This is a genomic window from Agrobacterium sp. SORGH_AS_0745 (assembly GCF_030818995.1).
In the GTDB taxonomy this organism is placed as follows: Bacteria; Pseudomonadota; Alphaproteobacteria; order Rhizobiales; family Rhizobiaceae; genus Agrobacterium; species Agrobacterium tumefaciens.
Map to the genome: position 1 here is coordinate 195,473 of NZ_JAUTBI010000003.1, position 19,336 is coordinate 214,808.

General features: G+C 60.2%; 21 protein-coding genes. 4 read left to right on the forward strand and 17 right to left on the reverse strand.

Translation table 11 applies throughout. The features are described 5' to 3' along the window. Positions 1–4: 4 nt before the first annotated feature. The 4 genes from QE432_RS10870 (at position 5) to QE432_RS10885 (ending at position 6,914) form a co-directional block, all read left to right on the forward strand. Positions 5–997 carry an ABC transporter substrate-binding protein gene (locus QE432_RS10870; protein ID WP_003513879.1) on the forward strand — a complete coding sequence of 331 codons (993 nt, stop codon included), beginning with the start codon at positions 5–7 and terminating at the stop codon, positions 995–997. A 365-nt stretch (positions 998–1,362) separates the two neighbouring features. After that, positions 1,363–2,556 carry an efflux RND transporter periplasmic adaptor subunit gene (locus QE432_RS10875; RefSeq protein ID WP_306624247.1) on the forward strand — a complete coding sequence of 398 codons (1,194 nt, stop codon included), beginning with the start codon at positions 1,363–1,365 and terminating at the stop codon, positions 2,554–2,556. Between the two features lie 13 nt (positions 2,557–2,569). Continuing rightward, positions 2,570–5,890, forward strand: coding sequence for an efflux RND transporter permease subunit (locus tag QE432_RS10880; protein WP_038491998.1), 3,321 nt, complete (start codon positions 2,570–2,572; stop codon positions 5,888–5,890). 334 nt (positions 5,891–6,224) lie between these two features. Beyond that, a complete protein-coding gene (locus tag QE432_RS10885) occupies positions 6,225–6,914 on the forward strand; it encodes a Crp/Fnr family transcriptional regulator (protein WP_019565122.1) in 690 nt (229 codons plus the stop codon). A 74-nt stretch (positions 6,915–6,988) separates the two neighbouring features. On the opposite strand, the gene aidB is transcribed toward QE432_RS10885, so the two are convergent. The 17 genes from aidB to urtD all read right to left on the reverse strand — a co-directional run bounded on the left by aidB (position 6,989) and on the right by urtD (position 19,331). Then, a complete protein-coding gene (aidB, locus tag QE432_RS10890; protein ID WP_174049900.1) occupies positions 6,989–7,813 on the reverse strand; it encodes an AidB family quorum-quenching N-acyl homoserine lactonase in 825 nt (274 codons plus the stop codon). Between the two features lie 3 nt (positions 7,814–7,816). Further along, on the reverse strand, positions 7,817–8,428 hold the full coding sequence (ureG, locus tag QE432_RS10895) for an urease accessory protein UreG (protein WP_013636707.1): 612 nt from the start codon (positions 8,426–8,428) through the stop codon (positions 7,817–7,819). Positions 8,429–8,534: 106 nt separating this feature from the next. Beyond that, positions 8,535–9,206 (reverse strand): urease accessory protein UreF, encoded by a 672-nt coding sequence (locus tag QE432_RS10900; protein ID WP_162696141.1) that lies wholly within the window; start codon positions 9,204–9,206, stop codon positions 8,535–8,537. Between the two features lie 3 nt (positions 9,207–9,209). Further along, the gene (gene ureE / locus QE432_RS10905; RefSeq protein WP_162690661.1) at positions 9,210–9,716 is read right to left on the reverse strand and encodes an urease accessory protein UreE; all 507 of its coding nucleotides are present in this window, start codon (positions 9,714–9,716) and stop codon (positions 9,210–9,212) included. A gap of 150 nt (positions 9,717–9,866) precedes the next feature. Continuing rightward, positions 9,867–10,403 carry a peroxiredoxin gene (locus QE432_RS10910; RefSeq protein WP_013636710.1) on the reverse strand — a complete coding sequence of 179 codons (537 nt, stop codon included), beginning with the start codon at positions 10,401–10,403 and terminating at the stop codon, positions 9,867–9,869. Between the two features lie 168 nt (positions 10,404–10,571). Continuing rightward, positions 10,572–11,240 (reverse strand): TIGR02117 family protein, encoded by a 669-nt coding sequence (locus QE432_RS10915; protein ID WP_162696504.1) that lies wholly within the window; start codon positions 11,238–11,240, stop codon positions 10,572–10,574. A 9-nt stretch (positions 11,241–11,249) separates the two neighbouring features. Continuing rightward, positions 11,250–12,959, reverse strand: a complete 1,710-nt coding sequence (gene ureC, locus QE432_RS10920) for an urease subunit alpha (protein WP_306624251.1) — start codon at positions 12,957–12,959, stop codon at positions 11,250–11,252. Between the two features lie 4 nt (positions 12,960–12,963). Next, the gene (locus tag QE432_RS10925) at positions 12,964–13,608 is read right to left on the reverse strand and encodes a Urease operon accessory protein (protein ID WP_174049906.1); all 645 of its coding nucleotides are present in this window, start codon (positions 13,606–13,608) and stop codon (positions 12,964–12,966) included. 5 nt (positions 13,609–13,613) lie between these two features. Next, a complete protein-coding gene (locus QE432_RS10930) occupies positions 13,614–14,024 on the reverse strand; it encodes a lysozyme inhibitor LprI family protein (RefSeq protein WP_111804650.1) in 411 nt (136 codons plus the stop codon). Positions 14,025–14,033: 9 nt separating this feature from the next. Further along, positions 14,034–14,390, reverse strand: a complete 357-nt coding sequence (locus tag QE432_RS10935; RefSeq protein ID WP_113556485.1) for a GFA family protein — start codon at positions 14,388–14,390, stop codon at positions 14,034–14,036. A gap of 1 nt (position 14,391) precedes the next feature. After that, positions 14,392–14,697 carry an urease subunit beta gene (locus tag QE432_RS10940; RefSeq protein ID WP_003491734.1) on the reverse strand — a complete coding sequence of 102 codons (306 nt, stop codon included), beginning with the start codon at positions 14,695–14,697 and terminating at the stop codon, positions 14,392–14,394. A gap of 20 nt (positions 14,698–14,717) precedes the next feature. Continuing rightward, a complete protein-coding gene (locus QE432_RS10945) occupies positions 14,718–14,975 on the reverse strand; it encodes a DUF1272 domain-containing protein (RefSeq protein WP_111804603.1) in 258 nt (85 codons plus the stop codon). A 10-nt stretch (positions 14,976–14,985) separates the two neighbouring features. Beyond that, entirely contained in the window at positions 14,986–15,288 is a 303-nt protein-coding gene (locus QE432_RS10950) for an urease subunit gamma (protein ID WP_003513909.1), read from the reverse strand. Between the two features lie 109 nt (positions 15,289–15,397). Next, entirely contained in the window at positions 15,398–16,249 is an 852-nt protein-coding gene (locus QE432_RS10955; protein ID WP_162693345.1) for an urease accessory protein UreD, read from the reverse strand. Beyond that, a complete protein-coding gene (locus tag QE432_RS10960) occupies positions 16,156–17,409 on the reverse strand; it encodes an alpha/beta hydrolase family esterase (protein ID WP_306625930.1) in 1,254 nt (417 codons plus the stop codon). The genes QE432_RS10955 and QE432_RS10960 overlap by 94 nt, the downstream gene beginning before the upstream one ends. Before the next feature lie 255 nt (positions 17,410–17,664). Further along, positions 17,665–18,360: an urea ABC transporter ATP-binding subunit UrtE gene (gene urtE / locus QE432_RS10965; RefSeq protein WP_306624255.1), complete on the reverse strand. Its 696-nt coding sequence runs from the start codon at positions 18,358–18,360 to the stop codon at positions 17,665–17,667. A 209-nt stretch (positions 18,361–18,569) separates the two neighbouring features. After that, positions 18,570–19,331, reverse strand: a complete 762-nt coding sequence (urtD, locus tag QE432_RS10970; RefSeq protein WP_003513917.1) for an urea ABC transporter ATP-binding protein UrtD — start codon at positions 19,329–19,331, stop codon at positions 18,570–18,572. Positions 19,332–19,336: the final 5 nt, after the last annotated feature.

Genomic DNA, 19,336 nt, shown 5'->3' on the forward strand with positions numbered 1-19,336 from the left:
AGCGATGAAAATGAAACTTGCCTCCATGCTTCTTGCCGGCGCGTCACTTCTGAGCGCATTTGAGGCTCAGGCCGCCGACAAGATCACCCTGCAGCTGAAATGGGTCACCCAGGCGCAGTTCGCCGGTTATTACGTCGCCAAGGACAAGGGCTTTTATGAAGCCGAAGGCCTCGATGTCGATATCAAGCCGGGCGGACCGGATATTGCGCCTGCGCAGGTTCTGGCCGGCGGTGGCGCGGATGTGATCGTCGACTGGATGCCATCGGCACTCGCCACCCGCGAAAAGGGCGTGCCGCTCGTCAACATCGCCCAGCCGTTCAAAACGTCAGGCATGATGCTGACCTGCCTCAAGGAAACCGGCATTACCAAGCCGGAAGATTTCAAGGGCAAGACGCTCGGCGTCTGGTTCTTCGGCAATGAATATCCGTTCCTCTCGTGGATGGCGCACCTGAAAATTCCGACCACCGGCGGCGCGGATGGCGTCACCGTCCTCAAGCAGGGTTTCAACGTCGATCCGCTGCTGCAAAAGCAGGCCGCATGCATTTCCACCATGACCTATAATGAATACTGGCAGGTCATTGATGCCGGCATCAAGCCGGAGGAACTCGTCACCTTCAAATATGAGGACGAAGGCGTGGCAACGCTGGAGGACGGGCTCTACGTTCTCGAAGACAAGCTGAAGGACGCCAAGTTCAAGCAAGACATGGTCAAATTCGTCCGCGCTTCCATGAAGGGCTGGAAGTGGGCGGAAGAACACCCTGACGATGCAGCAGGTATCGTTCTTGAAAATGACGCCTCCGGCGCCCAGACCGAAAAGCACCAGAAGCGCATGATGGGCGAAGTCGCCAAGCTGACCGCCGGCTCGAAGGGCGCGCTGGACAAGGCGGATTACGAGCGCACCGTCAAGACGCTGCTCGGCGGCGGTTCCGATCCCGTCATCACCAAGGAGCCGACAGGCGCCTACACCACTGAAATCACCGATGCGGCGCTGAAATAGTCACGTCGAAGCCGAAAACATGGAAACGCGCGGCCATCGCCGCGCGTTTTTTTGCGCGCTGGTGACCCGTTTGATGAATTACAACACTCGGCCATATACAAAAATGTATATCAACCCTCGAGGCTATGCGGATTGATTTGTATAGCAACAACAATTAGAGTCCCCGCCAACAAGACTGCCGAATTTGATCTTGTAAAAAAGCACGAGGCAAAGGTGCTTAAGATTCGCGTTGAGGGGCGTTTGAATCGGGAGGATCGAGAAGGAAGTATTGTGATCCCTTGTTTCACATTCGTTGCCGCATGACCTTTTAAAACACGCCTTCAGGCTGAAGGACATGCGATCGAATATTGCGCGAGCCAAGACACATGCAGCATAAAGTCACGTTTAACCGCTTTGTTTTCCTTCTTCTTTCCGCAACGGCCCTGCCATTTTCGGCCGTGGCCGAGGGAGAAGTGCAGGAACCGGTCAAACAGCAGAACCTGCCTTCCATCATCGTCGCACACGCCGCAACACGCGATCTCGTGGACCGCATCATCGCCACCGGCACCATCAGGCCCGTGGACGAAATTTATGTACAGCCGCTGGTCGACGGCCTGTCGATCGACGAACTGAACGTCGATATCGGCGACAGGGTCGAGGCGAATGCGGTTCTGGCCGTGCTTTCCTCGGACAGTCTTCTCCTGCAAAAAAGCCAGCTTGAGGCCAACAGGGCCAAGGCGCAGGCCGCCGTTGCGCAATCCAAGGCGCAGGTTCTGGAGGCTGAGGCCAACAAGGCCGATGCCCTTCGCCAGCGCGATCGCGCCGCCAAGCTCGGCCAGAGCGGTTCCGGTTCCGTCTCCGAGACGGAAAAAACCGAGGCCGCTGCCCAGGTTGCGCAGGCACGCCTTGATGCCGCCAAGCAGACCGTTTCAGCCGGAGAGGCAGACATCAAGGTCGTGGACGCGCAGATTGACGACATCAATCTGAAACTGACGCGCACGGGTGTGAAAACCCCCGTCACCGGCATTGTTTCCGCCAAGAATGCCAAGGTCGGCGCCATCGCCAGCGGCGCCGGAAACCCGCTTTTCACGATCATCAAGGACGGCGCGATCGAGCTTGTCGCCGATCTTTCCGAGACCGACATCCAGCGGGTGAAGGCCGGCCAGAAAGCTTTCTTGACGGTTGCCGGCGGAGCCAAAAAAATTGAGGGCAAGGTGCGTCTCGTTTCGCCGACCGTCGACCCGGCCACGCGCCTTGGTTCCGTGCATGTTGTGCTGCCGACGGACAGCCCGGCACGGTCGGGCATGTATGCCAGCGCGGAGATCATCGTAAAAGAGACGAACGCGCTTGCCCTGCCGCTTTCGGCCGTCACCTCCGGGCGTGAAGGCTCGACCACCCGCAAGGTGGAAGGCGACATCGTCAAGCAGGTGAAGATCGAGACCGGCATTGAAGACAGCGGTTTCATCGAGATTGTCAGAGGACTTGCCGCTGGTGACAAGGTTGTCGAGAAAGCTGGAGCATTCGTGCGTGATGGTGACCGGATAAGACCGGTGGAAGCCCAGACGGCTGCGTCCAACTGACTGAGGGAATGAAATGAACTTCTCCGCATGGTCAATCCGTAACCCGATTGCGCCGCTTCTCGGCTTCGCGCTTTTGATGTTCCTCGGCATCCAGGCCTTCAACGCCCTGCCGATAACCCGTTTTCCGAATATCGACGTTCCCGTCGTTGCCGTCACCGTGACCCAGAGCGGCGCTTCGCCGTCCGAGCTGGAAATGCAGGTGACGAAGGAGATCGAAGACGCTGTCGCCGCCATTAGCGGCGTCGACGAAATCCAGTCGACCGTCACCGACGGACAATCCCTGACAACCGTCGTCTTCCGCATCGAAAAGCCAACGGAAGAGGCGGTTCAGGACGTCAAGGACGCTATCGACAAGATCCGCAGCGATCTGCCATCCGACATCGAAGTGCCTGTTGTCAGCAAGATCGACGTGGAAGGCCAGGCAATCCAGACCTTTGCCGTCTCCTCGCCGAACATGACGCTGGAAGAACTGTCCTGGTTCGTGGATGACACCATCAAGCGTTCGCTGCAGGGCAAGTCCGGCATCGGCAAGGTCGACCGTTATGGCGGCGCCGACCGCGAAGTGCGCGTTTCGCTCAGCCCCGAAAAGCTCGACGCCTACGGCATCACCGCAAGCGAAGTGAACGGCCAGCTGCGCGGCACCAATATCGACCTCGGCTCCGGCCGCGGCCAGGTTGGCGGCAACGAACAGACGATCCGCACGCTCGGCGACACCCGCGACGTCACCCAGCTTGCCAACACCACCATCGCGCTCTCCAATGGCCGTTTCGTAAAGCTCGCCGAACTCGGCACAGTCACGGACACCTATGAGGAGCAGAAGTCCTTCTCGCGCTTCAACGGCAACCCCGCCGTTACCTTTGCGGTGTTCCGCTCCAAGGGCGCCAGCGAGGTTTCGGTCGCCAAAACCGTGGCCGAAAGCCTCGATCAGGTCCGCAAGGACCATCCCGACGTCGCGATCCAGATGGTCGATGACGCCGTCTACTTCACCTACGGCAACTATACGGCAGCGCTCGATACGCTGATCGAAGGCGCGGTCCTCGCCGTCATCGTGGTTCTGCTGTTCCTCAGGAACTGGCGCGCTACCCTGATTGCCGCCGTGGCCCTGCCGCTCTCCGCGATCCCGACATTCTGGATCATGGACATCATGGGCTTCTCGCTCAACCTCGTCAGCTTCCTCGCATTGACGCTCGCCACGGGTATTCTCGTGGACGACGCCATCGTGGAAATCGAGAACATCGCCCGCCACATCAAGATGGGCAAGACGCCGTATCGCGCCTCGCTGGAAGCCGCAGACGAAATCGGCCTTGCCGTCATCGCCACCAGCTTCACCATCATCGCCGTCTTCGTACCCGTGTCGTTCATGCCCGGCATTCCCGGCCAGTACTTCATCCAGTTCGGTCTGACGGTCGCCTTCTCGGTGTTCTTCTCGCTGGCGGTCGCCCGTCTCATCACGCCCTTGATGGCCGCCTATCTGATGCGCGCCGAAGACGCGATGGATGACCATGCCGACAATGACGGCTGGCTGATGAAAGCCTATACGCGCATGGTTTCCGCCACCACCTCCAAATGGTGGGCGCGTTACCTGACGCTGGTCGGCGCCATCGGCTTCCTCATTGCTTCCGTCATGCTTCTAAGCCAGGTGCCGGGCAGCTTCCTGCCGCCGGACGACGCCTCGCGCGTAACGCTTTCGGTGGAACTGCCGCCGAATGCGACGCTGGACGAGACAGACCGGACGACGACCGAAATCTTCCACGCCATCCGCGATATCAACGGTGTGGAAAGCGTCTTCATCCTCGGCGGCGCCTCGCCCAAGGGCGATCTGGAGCTTCGCCGCGCCACCGTCAACGTCATTCTCCAGCATATCGACCATTCGCTGCTGAAAACCCTTGTCAACAAGGGTCTCGGCTCGCTTCCGCTTGTCGGCCAATATCTTCCGAAGATCGAGGAAAAGGGCCGTGTCCGTCCGCAGTGGGATGTGGAGCGGGATATCTTCGCCAAGGTCCACAGCATTCCGGATGTACGCATCATCAAGCTGAACGACCGCGCGGAACGCGAACTGAGCTTCAACTTCCTCTCGTCCAACGAGAAGGATCTGAACGACGCCGTCGGCATTCTCGAAAGCCGCCTGCGCGCCTCGCCCATCCTTGCCAATGTCAGCTCGGAGGGAGCGCTTCCCCGTCCTGAACTGCAAATCCGCCCGCGCAAGGACGAGATCGCCCGCCTCGGAATCACGCCGCAGCAGATTTCGCAGACGGTGCGTGTCGCCACCATCGGTGACATCGACGCACAGTTGACGAAAATCTCGCTGGACGACCGGCAGATCCCGATCCGCGTGCAGGCATCCATCGATACCCGCCGTGACCTCGCCACCATCCGCGCGCTGAAGGTCAAGACCGCATCCGGTTCACTGGTGCCGCTCTATAGTGTTGCCGATATCGACTATTCGGAAGGACCGAGCTCGATCAAGCGCAACGACCGCAACCGCGTCGTCTCCATCGGCTCCGATGTACCGTTCGGCACAGCGCTCGATACATCGACGGCGGAGTTCAAGCGGATCGTTTCGGAAACCGAACTGCCGGCAAGCGTTCGCCTTGCCGAAAGCGGTGATGCCAAGGTGCAGGGCGAAATGCAGCAGGGCTTCGTCAACGCCATGCTGCTCGGCCTGCTTCTGGTGCTGGTGGTGCTTATCCTTCTGTTCAAGGATATCATCCAGCCCTTCACCATCCTGTTCTCGCTGCCACTCGCCATTGGCGGCGTGGCCGTGGCGCTCATCATCACGCAGAACGCGCTTTCCATGCCCGTTCTCATCGGCATTCTGATGCTGATGGGTATCGTGACGAAAAACGCCATCCTTCTGGTGGACTTCGCCATTGAAATGCGCCGGCACGGCATGGAACGGGTGCATGCCATGGTCGAGGCCGGCCGCAAGCGCGCCCGCCCGATCATCATGACCTCCATCGCCATGTCGGCGGGCATGTTGCCCTCGGCACTTGGCGTCGGCGAAGGCGGCTCCTTCCGCGCGCCGATGGCGATTGCGGTGATCGGTGGCATCATCGTCTCCACGGTGCTGTCCCTGATCGTGGTCCCCGCCTTCTTCCTGATCATGGATGACCTGTCGCGCCTGCTCGCCCACCTCTTCGGCCGCTTCGTCGGCAAGAAGGAAGAGGAGGAAGAGTCGCTCTCCAACGAAAAACTCTCGGAGATCGCCCGCGAAAACAGCCTGGCGCTCTCCTCGCTGGAAGCGCGCGTTGCCGGCATGGAAAAAGGCTCCGGTGAAAAATCCGGTGACAAGGGCAGCAATATATTGCGGTTGCCGCCGCTCGCTGCCGAGTGAAAGTTGAAACGCCGGGTCCAGTGCCCGGCGTTTCCTTTTGTGGTGCGTTTGCTTGGTCGCGACTGCGTTGCGGCTAGCTTCTTATCCACGCCGGGGAGAAGAGATAGGCCGCACCCACTCGCTCCACATTTCCCTGCTCCCCGCACAACAACGCCAAACCCATTTGATCGAAATCAATTCGCTTTTCAGGTGAACTGCTAATCTCCCTCGCATCGGGAATTGCCGGTCGAAGGATAATGCGATGAGCTCTTTTCAGATAGGCGTGAGGGAAAAGGAACATCCCCGGTTTCGTATCGCTTCGGACAACCCGGCAAAAGGTTTGAGCGGGAGCCGGATGGACGTGAACAAGACCGTAAAGCTGAGCAACAGGGACAGGAACATTCTGCTGCGCGTGCCCCTGATAGGGATTGCGGATGAAGCGGCGGCGTTGAAACTGATGGAGGCGGCAACCGTCACCAATCTCAATGCCCGCCATGTACTCTTCAAGGAAGGCGAGGCAGCGCAATATTTCTACTGTGTACTGTCGGGCTATGTCCGCCTTTACCGGCTGGACAGGCACGGGCGCGAGGCGGATGTGCGTGTCAGCGGTCCGGGCGATACCTTCAACGAATGCCTGATCTTCGGCAGCGACAGCTATCGTTACAGCGCGCAGGCGGCGGAAAGCTGCACCGTGGCGCGTTTCGAACTGGCAAGAATCCGCAGCCTTGTGGATCAGGAACCGGCAATCGCCAAGGCCGTGATGCGCTGCCTCTCCAACAGCCTGCTCGGCACCATGGATTGCATTGCCAACGACCGGCTGCAAACCGCGCCGCAACGCGTTGCCCATTACCTGATCAATCAGGGGCCGCGCGACGCTACGTCCTTTTCGCTGCGTCTGCCGTTCCAGAAAAGCCTGCTCGCCGGCAAGCTCGGCCTTGCGCCGGAAGCGCTGTCGCGCGCTTTCTCCGCACTGAAAAAGGCGGGCGTCACCGTTCGCGGCCGCATCGTGCAGGTCAATGATGTCGCGGCGCTGAAGCAGATTTGAAGAAGTACCGGGGAGAGGAAGAGGACGGGACGCCTACGGGTATCCCGTCCTCTAATTTTTTGTCGAGCAGGATATCAGACCGGCTGCGGCACGAAGCGGAAGCGATCGCCCTCTCGCTCGACGCGGAAAAACCCGCCAAGATGGCCGCCGGAAACCAGCCAGCCGTGATCGGCAACCTGGGTCAGCGCATCGAGACGTGTCGAGTATGCGGTTTCGGAATCGATATCATAGACGAAACCGATACCCGGATCGTCCGCCTGCAACGCGCTCACATGCAGCACATCGCCCCACAATAACAGCCGGTCATCGCCGTTACCGATGAGATAGCCGGTATGGCCAGGCGTATGGCCGGGCATGGCGATGGCTTCCATACCCTCGGCAATCCTGCCAGTTGGGATTGGCCGCAGCATGGCACCACAAATGTCGAGCAGCCGGGCGGCAATATCGAAGGCGCCCTGCCTCGCAGGCGGCAATCTCTTGCGTGCATCCTCGCTGGTGAAAAAGGCAAGATCGGCCTCGGGCACCCATATGTCCGCATTGGGAAAATAAGGCTGGTCGCCTTCGATAAGTCCCAGCGCATGGTCGCCGTGAATATGGGTGAGGATAACACGGCTGACATCATCAGGCTGGATCCCAGCGGCAATCATCCCCGCACGGGCATGGCCGTAGGTCGGCCCCCAGGCCGTGCCGCAACCGGTGTCTATCAGCGAAATACCATCAGGCCCTGACAGCACAAAACAGTTGACGTCCATATCCACCGTTTCGCCCTCATGCCCGGCAAGCGCCGCCGCCAGCGCATCCGCGCCCTGCCGGTGGATCAGGTGGCCGACAGGCGCCTTGTAGACACCATCGACAAAGCGGGAAACGTCATAGGAACCAAAACGGAGGGGCGTGGTCATGTCTCAGAGACCGCCCTGCTCTTTCAGGAAACCGACGATGCGATCGACACCCTCGCCGCGCTTCATGTCGGTAAAGACGAAAGGCATGGCATTGCGCATGCGGGTGGCGTCACTGTCCATCACCGTCAGATCAGCGCCGACGTAAGGGGCAAGGTCTTTCTTGTTGATGACCAGCAGGTCCGAGCGGGTGATGCCCGGCCCGCCCTTGCGCGGAATTTCCTCGCCCTGACAGACGGAGATCACATAGATGGTGATATCGGCAAGATCGGGCGAGAAAGTCGCCGCAAGATTGTCGCCACCGGATTCGATGAAGACAACATCGAGATCGGGAAAGCGCGCATTGAGACCGGCAATCGCCTGCAGATTGATCGTCGCATCCTCACGGATGGCGGTATGCGGACATCCGCCCGTCTCCACTCCAACGATACGCTCGGACGGCAGCGCCTGCATGCGCACCAGCGCTTCCGCATCCTCCTTGGTGTAGATATCGTTGGTAACGACGGCGACGGAGTAATCGGCGCTCATCGCCTTGCAAAGCTTTTCCGTCAGCGCGGTCTTGCCGGAACCGACCGGCCCGCCAATGCCGACGCGCAGCGGACCGTTGCCCGATTTCATGCCCGATGTCACAACCATGTTCCCTTCAATATGCTTTGATGTTGTCCCACCATAACGCTTCGCACGACCGCTTCAAGGGCGGCAATGCTGCATTGCGGCGAGATATTCAGGAGCGGAAAAGCCGCGTTCCCTGCATCTCGTGCCGCATGGTCGCGGTGTCGGCGATAACAGTTGCGCTGCCGAGATCGTCGAGCGTGGATTGCACTGCCCGTGCCGCCATTTCGCCAATCGACGCCTCGCTTGCGGCGAGAATGGCAACGCCATCCTTCTGCCCCGCGACGCCGAGGCGGATACCGGCGGAGACGATCTGCGAAACACCGGCATGCAGGAATGCGGCAACCGTTTCCCGAAGCGGCACGCCATGCCCTGCCGCCACCGCACCTATGGCAACAGGATAAGGAACCTCTTTCGGCAACAGCTCAAGAACCGCGTTCGGCCAGGCGCCGGCGGCGGAAACGAAGGCATCGCCGAGGAGCACCGTCTCGCGGTTGCGCTCCGCAGAACCGGCGAGCGCGCGAGCCAGATCCGCCGCTTCACTCAGGGCGACGGCGTCCGTTCCATTACGCCAGGCATCAGCCAGAAATACCGCATCGTTCCACAGACTGCCGGAACGCAGAAGCACCTCCACCCAGCCGTAAAGACCGGCGGCATCACTGACGCGCCGGTCCTCGACCGCCTTTTCAAGGCCGCCAGAGTAGGAAAAGCCGCCGACAGGAAAGGCCGGCGACATCCAGGCCATGAGCCGCAGCAGCGCGGCAACGCCGCGATCTTCGCTCATGCCTCAGCCATGGTCGTGATGGTGACCATGGTCATGCCCGTGCCCGTGCCCGTGCCCGTGACCGTGGGAATGGCCGCCATGGGCGTGGTAAGCACCGCGCGCCGGCTGGAAAGGTTCTTCCACATCACGCACTGTTGCGCCAAGGCCTTCCAGCATCGCGCGGATCACGTGGTCACGCAGGATGAGAATACGCTCCTCCTCGATCTGCGCCGAAAGGTGCCGGTTGCCCAGATGCCAGGCAAGCTCGATCAGGTGAAGACGGTCCTTCGCCTTGATTTCGAACAGCTTTTCGTCCGCAGCGCGAACCTCCACCAGATCACCGTTCTCCACCACCAGCAGGTCGCCATGGGCAAACAGCACGGCTTCCTTCAAATCCAACATCACCATCTCGTCATTCTGCAAATGCAGAAGTTTGCGGCGCAGATGCCGCTGGTCATGCGCGAGAGTGACATAACCTGAAGGTTCGTCGGCTGGAGTTCCGGCGGGGTGATAGGACGTGACGCGCAGCATGGGATGATCCAATTCAGAAACAGTCTTGGGGTTCCGATTGTTGACGGATAGCCCGGCCGATTTCAAGGCGTGTTTTCAGGTCGAACGCATCTCGGAAAACGAAAAAGCCCGGCATCGCTGCCGGGCCTTGTCAAAAAAAGCAAACCGCAATCAGGCCGCAGCGCGGCTCTTCAGGTTTTCCAGAATGTTCTGCGGCGAGGAAACGCCGTAAGGGTCGGTATCGCTATTGTCGCAATAGCCCTCTTCCTCAAACCACTGCTCCACCAGACCGTCGTTGATGACGGCGGCGTAACGCCAGGAGCGCATGCCGAAACCGAGATTGTCCTTGGCGACCAGCATGCCCATCTTGCGGGTGAACTCGCCCGAACCGTCAGGAATGACCTTGACGTTTTCGAGGTTCTGGCCCTTTGCCCAGGCATTCATCACGAAGGCGTCGTTGACCGACAGGCAATAGATTTCATCGACGCCGAGCGCGCGGAATTCGCCCGCGAGCTTTTCGAAATCGGGAAGCTGGTAGGTCGAGCAAGTCGGCGTGAAAGCGCCGGGCAACGAGAAGAGAACGACCTTTTTGCCCTTGAAGTAATCGTCGGAGGTCATGTCCTGCCAACGGAAAGGGTTGGGGCCACCAACGGCCTCGTCGCGAACACGCGTGCGGAAGGTAACGGCGGGCACTTTTTTGCCGAGCATGTCTTGTCTCCTGATCTGTCTTCAATTTTCTGGCGTTTTGCACGGATCGCTTGGGACCGATCCGCACGGAATTCTTTTGCCGTTTCTTTAGCGCAAGATGCGCTGCGGTGCAGCATAAAAATCGGATTACCAGACGTCAAATCAACGAAACGTCGCACCGCGGGAAGATCAATTGTGCAGCGCTACCGACCAGCGCAACAGTGGCGGCAACGGTGTCCACCAGCCGGTGCGAATGCCGGCTTGCCGCAGCATGGCGGCAGACCACGTGTTGCAGCCGGCCAGCGCATTGAACCAGCCATTCGCCTCGAAAAATCCATCCGTCAGGCTGTAGGAAGCACCGGGTATAAGCTGAACTTTGCCATTGTCGCGCAGGAAGCTCGCACGAATGCCCGCCACAAGTCGCTGATATCCCGCTTCGGAAATGCGAAGGCGCTTCACCCCGGCAAGGTCGGCGGGAAAATCCCCCGTCACATCCACATGCATCACCGACTGGTCGAGTGTCAGAGAGCGCACGACCGGCATCGGCTTCAGGTCGGCCCATGTCGGCGTCTGTATGTAAAACGACCGGCCACCCCAGCCAAACACCAGATAGGCAGCAGCCGGATGGTTGACCGCGATACCGCCCTCCTGCAATTCGGAAAATACCCGCCGCAGATCGTCATCAACAGGCAGGGCGATATCGGTATGGATCGGATTGGATAACAGCAATATCTCGCGATCCCTCACGCCGCTTGTTTCATCGGCAAAAAAGGGTCGCGGCACGACGGTGCCGAGCACAAGAAGAAGGATGATCAGCAGCAGGCCACCGCCGATCCATCTTGTGATAAATCTCACCACGAAACGCCGTTAAAAAAGGAAATAACGCTGCGCCATCGGCAGCACCGTCGCCGGTTCACAGGTCAGAAGCTCGCCATCGGCGCGCACCTCATACGTTTCCGGATCAACCTCGATATGCGGGGTCAGCGAATTGTGGATCATCGAGGCCTTGGAAATACCGCCGCGCACGTTCTTCACCGCCATCAGCTTCTTGGCAACACCAAGACGGCCTGCAAGGCCGGCATCCAGCGACGCCTGACTGACAAATGTAACCGAGGAATTGGTGCGCAGCTTGCCATAGGCGGCAAACATCGGGCGGTAATGCATCGGCTGCGGCGTGGGAATGGAGGCATTCGGATCGCCCATCGGTGCCGCGGCGATGGAACCGCCGAGCAACACCATTTCCGGCTTCACGCCGAAGAATGCCGGGTTCCACAACACCAGATCGGCACGCTTGCCGACTTCGATGGAGCCGATCTCATGGCTGACGCCCTGTGCGATGGCCGGGTTGATGGTGTATTTGGCGATGTAACGGCGGACGCGGAAATTGTCGTTTTCGCCGGTCTCTTCCTTCAGGCGGCCGCGCTGGCGCTTCATCTTGTCAGCTGTCTGCCAGGTGCGGATCGCCACTTCACCGACACGGCCCATGGCCTGGCTGTCGGAGGAAATGATCGAGAACGCGCCGATATCGTGGAGAATATCCTCCGCCGCGATGGTTTCCTTGCGGATACGGCTTTCGGCGAACGCGATATCCTCAGGGATGGACGACGACAGGTGGTGGCACACCATCAGCATATCCAGATGTTCGGCCAGCGTATTGATGGTGTAGGGCCGCGTCGGGTTGGTGGAAGACGGGATGACGTTCGGATTGCCGCAGACCTTGATGATATCAGGCGCATGGCCACCGCCTGCCCCTTCGGTGTGGAAGGCATGGATGGTACGGCCCTTGATGGCGGCAACCGTGTCTTCCACGAAACCGCTCTCGTTCAGCGTATCGGTGTGGATCATCACCTGCACGTCATATTCGTCAGCCACCGTCAGGCAATTGTCGATGGCGGCGGGCGTCGTGCCCCAGTCCTCGTGCAACTTCAGCGACGAGGCACCGGCAAGGATCATCTCTTCCAGCGGCGCGGGCAACGAAGCATTGCCCTTGCCCGCCAATGCGAGGTTCATCGGGAAAGCGTCGAAGCTCTCGATCATCCGCTCGATGTGCCACGCGCCGGTGCAGGTGGTGGCAAGCGTGCCATGCGCGGGGCCGGAACCGCCGCCCAGCATGCAGGTAACGCCGCTCATCAGCGCTTCTTCGATCTGCTGCGGGCAGATGAAATGGATATGTGCATCCATGCCACCGGCAGTCAGAATCTTGCCTTCGCCGGCAATCGCCTCTGTCGAAGGGCCGACGATGATCGTCACGCCCGGCTGCGTATCGGGATTGCCCGCCTTGCCGATGGCGTGGATGCGCCCGTTCTTCAGGCCCACATCCGCTTTGTAGATGCCGCTATGGTCGACGATGACGATGTTGGTGATGACGGTGTCGACAGCGCCCTCGGCCCGCGTCGCCTGGCTCTGGCCCATGCCGTCGCGAATGACCTTGCCACCGCCGAATTTCACTTCCTCGCCATAGGTCGTGTAGTCCTTCTCGATCTCGATGAAGAGTTCGGTATCGGCAAGACGCACCTTGTCGCCGACGGTCGGGCCGAACATGCCGGCATAGGCGGCGCGGGAAATCTTGTAAGGCATGGGTTCAGGCTCCTTCGGACGCGGAGAAAATCGATATGGGAGAAATTCGTGTCAGCCGGCCCTCGTGTGTGAGGGCCTCTACAAGCTGTTTTTCGGCGGCAAACGGATGTCCGTTCCAGCCTTGATGACCAAAGCCCGCAATCGACACCTCGTCATCGCCGCCGCTCACGGTCTCCAGAACATGGGCGATGGCAAGAAGCCCGGTGCTCGGGCAGACATAAGGGGCCGGCGCATAGACCTGCAATGCGTGATCAAGCCGCTCATGCACCCCGCGCGGAATGACGATGTGGCTCTTGCCGGTCTCTTCGGCGAATGCTGCGAAACCGGCGGTATAATCGGCACAAAAATCGGTCAGTTCGGGCCAGCGAGCGCGGATATCCGGCTCCATCTGCGAAAATTTCGCGGGATCGCGCACCGACCAGATGGCGGAAGCCCGCTGCACCCCGTCATTGTCGCGCCACGCGGCCCCTTCGCTCATCTCGCGGCCGGGCCGGCCGGTGTTGCAAACGGCCACCACATCCGTGCGGCTGCCGCCAGCGCCCAGCGAACGGCAATCGTTGAAGCGGATGACAACGTCGGAAAGGTCGATGAGATCAGCCACGCCCTGCGGCATTTCTCCGTTTCCGACAATCATGATCCGCCGCCCCATACCGTTCAGAAACCTTCGGACAACTGGCGCAATTCATCAGCGCGCTTGTTGCTCATATCGGCCAGGCATGAGGAAACCAGCATCGGCTCCATCGTGCCGCCACGCGCCTGAAACCCGAAGGCATCACAATTGGCATCGCGAAACGCCACCCAGGCACGCTGGGCGGCAACCAATGCATCCACGGCACCCTTGCCGCTCTCGTCTGCCGTCTTGTCACGCTCGGCAAGCTGCTTGCGGACCTTCTGGTAGGCGGCGTTCAACTGCTTGTCGGCCTTTTCGTAATCCTTGCCGGCGCAGATGGTCATATCGGCCTGCGTTTGCGGCGAGGTGCAATCGGGCGCGTCATCGGCAAATGCGGAAGACGCCGCAAGAGACAGCAGGACGGCCGCACCGAAACAGAGTTTTTGCGAAGTCATGGCCATCACTCAGGCAGCCGCGCCATCGAAAGCCTGCGGCTTCAGCGCACGCGGATCGACACCATCAAGGCAATTGGTATTCACCGCCACCATCGGCGTCCCATCCGGCCCATCGGCATAGGCAAAACTCTCAATGCCGCAGGTGGAGCAGAACAGATGATGGATCTTGTGCTTGTTGAAGAGAAATTCCGTCAGCTTGTCGTCGCCGGAAAGCAGGGTGAATTTTTCGCGAGGCGCAAAGGCAAGCGTCGAGCCCAAGCGCTTGCAGCGCGAGCAATTGCACACGACCGTGTGGTCGAGATCGGCATCGACCTCGAAGCTCACGTCGCCGCATTGGCAACTTCCGTGATAATGTGCCGTCGCCATCTCATAACCTCCCCATGATCTGTTGACGAAACCCGTAAACCTCACGCTTGCCGGAAAGCGGCACCAGCGTCACTTCCCGCTTCTGGCCGGGTTCAAAACGAACCGCAGTACCAGCCGGAATGTCGAGACGCATGCCGCGCACCTTATCGCGGTCGAAGACAAGACCCGCATTGGTCTCGAAGAAATGGTAATGGCTGCCCACCTGAACCGGCCGGTCACCGGTATTGGCAACCTCGATCGTCACCGTCGGCTGGCCGGCATTGAGTTCGATGGTGCCCTCTGCGGCAATGATTTCGCCTGGTTTCATGGTGCTCCCCTTTGTCTCTCTCAAGCAGCGGTGGCTGCCGCGCAGCCTTCAGCCTTCAGCACCCGTGTCGTCGATGCCGGATTGTTGACGAGATTGGCCGCCGGGCGGATGGGCCTGCGAACCAGCTCGCCGCCGCAATTCGGGCAGGCGCCTTTGAGCACATCGGTCGCGCAATCGGCGCAAAAGGTGCATTCGAACGAGCAGATCATCGCAACCCGGCTGTCGGGGGCAAGATCACGGTCGCAGCATTCGCAATTGGGCCGAAGCTCCAGCGCCATATCGTCCCCCTCAGCGTATCGGTTCGTGAACGGTCACAAGCTTGGTGCCGTCGGGAAATGTTGCTTCCACCTGCACATCATGGATCATGTCGGCGATGCCTTCCATAACCTGATCGCGGGAAATGACATGCGCGCCGGCTTCCATCAGGTCGGCCACCGCGCGACCATCGCGGGCGCCCTCGACAACGAAATCGGTAATCAGCGCAATCGCTTCCGGGTAATTCAGCTTCACGCCACGCTCCAGCCGGCGGCGCGCCACCATGGCGGCCATGGAAATCAGCAGCTTGTCTTTTTCTCTCGGAGTAAGGTTCATCGTCGTCCCGCAGCTTTCGCACCTGCCCCGCAAAACACAGTGTTTCGGGAGCTGATCCGACTTGTTTGACAGACCCCGGAAGGTCGCCTGTCGCGGGCGATCCGGAGCTTTACAGATTCCAGACTTTCGGCACTGGCGCGCCGTTTCGCAAGAGCGAAATGATCGGAAAAAGTATTTTTCTAAGGGAGAAACCGTCGGCGGCGGACACGCGCACGACAAGCTTGCCCTGCCATTCGCTGGCGCCGCCGCTTTCACCGGCAATAGCCCGGATTTTAGGCAAAAGCGCCTCGGCCAGTGGCCCGATATAAAGAAGCGTGGCAAAGGCCACCTGCCCGGCAAGCACCGCCGGTTTTGCAGTCAGCTCCGCCACTTCTCCCGCAAGCAGCAGCTCTTCGGCATGTACCAGCCGGCCGCCATGGCGAATGCGCCATCGATCCCGGAACTGGCCATGCTGCATCGCTTCGCCCATGGCCTGACGCCCGAGCAGCACGGCTTCGACGGCGATGAATTCGGAGGTTGCGTCGAGATCGGCTTCCAGCCTGCGGGTCAGCGACGCCCGGTCGAAAAGAATGGTTTCCTGCGGCAGCCAGTGCAACCGGGCGCCCGGCCCTGCGGAAACGCGGGCGGTGACGGTGGCGGTTCCGGAGGATGCCTTGTAGACCTTCTCGCAGGCCTGCGTCGTCACCACCAGCGAGGTGCCGGCCCCGGCAACAGCCTGCCATTCCATTTCATCTCCGCCGGTCAATCCGCCGGAGGAGTTGATGAGGATGGCCTCAATCTCGTTGGAAAACGTATCCGGCAGGCGGATCTTGGCGCAACCTTCCTGGAACAATTGGTCCAGCCGGCTGCGACCTTCGACAGCCTTGGTTACAATGCGTCCTCTGCCACGGGCGCGCTGCTGCCGGGCAGGTTCGCCGTCTTCGAGACCGGAAGGGCGGATGGCTTGCTGTTCTGGCTGCACGCGGTCTCCGAAACGGTTGCGGAAGCGGACCCGGCCTTGGCGCCGCAATCTTTTTTGACGACGGAATCCACTACCATCTGTCCTTCCGTGTTGCGGAAGAAATCCCACATTCTTTCCGCCGCATCAACCGTGCGCGTCACTTCGCCTGTGGGCATCTTGCGCTCCACGGCGGGTTCCGCCTTCGGCGTCTGCTCGCCACCCGGCTTGCGGGTAAGGACCGCCGACGCTGCCAGCACTTCCGCCTTCATGGTGGCGCGCGGCCAGGCATGGTCCCAATTGTCAATGACATAGGACTGGATACGTGCCCCGCCCTTGCAGACGTCATAGGAATTGACGGTGAAGCTCTCGCCTGGTCTGGTTTTCGCGCCGCCCTTGCAGCCGTCCATTTCCGCCCAGCGTTTCAGCGCCGTCTCGCCGCCATATTGCCAGTAGGACTTGCCACCACCCTGATAGGGATTGGCCGGATCCTTCAGACCCGCAAAGGCGATGATCGACATTGGCCGCGCCGGCTTGCAGCTTGCCGCATCCGGTCCCCATTTGCCCTCGGTCTCCAGCGGATAACCCGCGCGCAACGATGCAACGAAGCCGGCAGCGGTGAAATCCGCGCTGCCATTGCAGATGAATTGCGACAGCATGCGCCCGCCGCCGGAATAACCGGAACCGTAAAAGCGCTCCTCATCCACGCAGAACTTGCCTTTCACCATGGCAATTGCATCGCGAATGAAGCTCACCTCATCCAGCCCGCCGGGACGGGTGGTAACACCAGGAACGTTCCAGGCATGGGTGCCGGGCAATTCGCCATTGAGGCTGCCGGCCAGCGCCACCACCATCAGGCCGTCGCGCTCGGCAAGCTTGTCCCAGCCGCTGCGGTTCAGCTGTCCGTGCGGATTGCTGTTGGAGCCGTGGAAATCGAACACCACAGGCACCGGTTTTTTTCCGTCATAGGCGGATGGAACGAAATAAACGCCTTCGCGTTTCTGACCACTGGAAAGAATGGAAAAATCATGCCTGCCCGGTTCCACGCCGGGTTGAGCAAGCTGACCGCAGGTCGAGGCCGACGCTGCGACACTCGCGCTCGCGCAGATCGCAAGACCCAGAAACAGGGTGCGGGCGGAGCGGAACAGCCGGGCAGCCCGGCCAAGGGCAAAGTCTTGATGCATTGACACGCCTTTATTGGGCACGGTTTCCCCGACGATACGTCGGACGCGCGTGGAATGTAAGGGATCAACTGTCGCGGCGTGCGAATAGACTTCGTCTGTGTCTCGCATGCAGCATTTCCGCTGCCAATATCACAGGCGTTTATTCAATGAAATGCTAAAATTGCGCATAAAAGCCATGCAGACACGCATAGACTTTCAAAATATTAATCGGCCGTTTGCACGCCGTGATCGGCAGGCGTGACTTCTAGTCTCGATTTATACTGTCAGATGGCGACGCGCCTCGGGCGTATCCAGCGTTTCGGCAAGCCCCTCATGCACAATTTCGCCCCGGTCCATGATGTAGACATAGTCGGCAAGCTCACGGCAGAAATCCAGATATTGCTCGACCAGCAGGATCGCCATACCGGTTGAATCCCTGAGATATTTGATTGCGCGGCCAATATCCTTGATGATCGACGGCTGAATGCCTTCGGTCGGCTCGTCGAGAACGAGGATTTTCGGCCGCGTCACCAGCGCCCGGCCGATGGCGAGCTGCTGCTGCTGGCCACCGGACAGGTCGCCGCCGCGTCTGCCCAGAATGGATTGCAGCACCGGAAACAGGCTGAAAATATCGTCGGGAATGAAACGCTCCTTGCGTGGCAGCGGCGCATAACCGCTTTCAAGGTTTTCCTGCACGCTGAGCAGCGGAAAGATTTCACGCCCCTGTGGCACGTAGCCGACACCGCGCTTGGCCCGGTGGTAAGGCGCCAGCCCATCCAGTGCCGCTCCTTCAAAGCTGATCGACCCGCCACTGATGGCATGCTGGCCGGTGACCGCGCGCAACAACGAGCTTTTGCCCACGCCGTTTCGGCCGAGAACACAGGTGATCTTGCCCATCTCCGCTTTCAGAGACACGCCCCGCAGGGCTTGGGCTGCGCCATAGTGGAGGTTGATGTTGTCGACGTTCAGCATGGTGCAACTCCATTGATGCTTTGGTGGGCGGCGCTACCCCCCTCTGCCCTGCCGGGCATCTCCCCCACAAGGAGGGAGATCAGATGCCGTTCCCGCTCGTCCCATCGCCTACTGGTCTTGGGGTAGGGTGTTAGCCGCTTGCCGATCTCCCCCCTGGTGGGGGAGATTGCCCGGTAGGGCAGAGGGGGGTAAAGCCGCAGACGCTTCCATCACCGTCCCAGATAATTCTCGATCACCTTCGGATCGCTGGACACAAAATCGATCGACCCTTCAGCCAGCACCGAGCCCTCGGCAAGACACGTCACCTTCACGCCCAGCTCGCGGATGAAGCCCATGTCGTGCTCCACCACCACGACCGAGCGGGTCTTGGCGATTTCCTTCAGAAGCACGGCGGTTTCGGCTGTCTCCGCATCCGTCATGCCGGCCACCGGCTCATCCACCAGCAGCAGCTTCGGCTCCTGCGCGAGCAGCATGCCGATTTCCAGCCACTGTTTCTGGCCGTGCGAGAGGTTGGCCGCGAGATCGCCGCGGCGGTGGCTGAGACGCACGGTGGCGAGGATTTCCTCGATACGCGCCTTGTCCTCCGCTGTCAGCCTGTAGAACAGCGTGGCGAAGACGCCGCGTTTGCGGTTCAACGCCAGTTCCAGATTGTCCCAGACGGTATGGCTTTCAAACACCGTTGGCTTCTGGAATTTACGCCCGATGCCCAGCTGGGCAATGTCCGCCTCGTCCTTTTTCGTGAGGTCGATGCTGTCTTCGAACAGCACCGTGCCGGTATCCGGCCGGGTCTTGCCGGTGATGATATCCATCATCGTCGTCTTGCCGGCGCCATTCGGACCGATGATGGCCCGCAGCTCGCCCGGCTCCACCACGAAGGACAGGGAATTGAGCGCCCTGAACCCGTCGAAGGAAACGGAAACACCGTCGAGATAAAGCAGGCTTTTGGTTCTGTTTTCGGAAACCGTGTTCATATCAG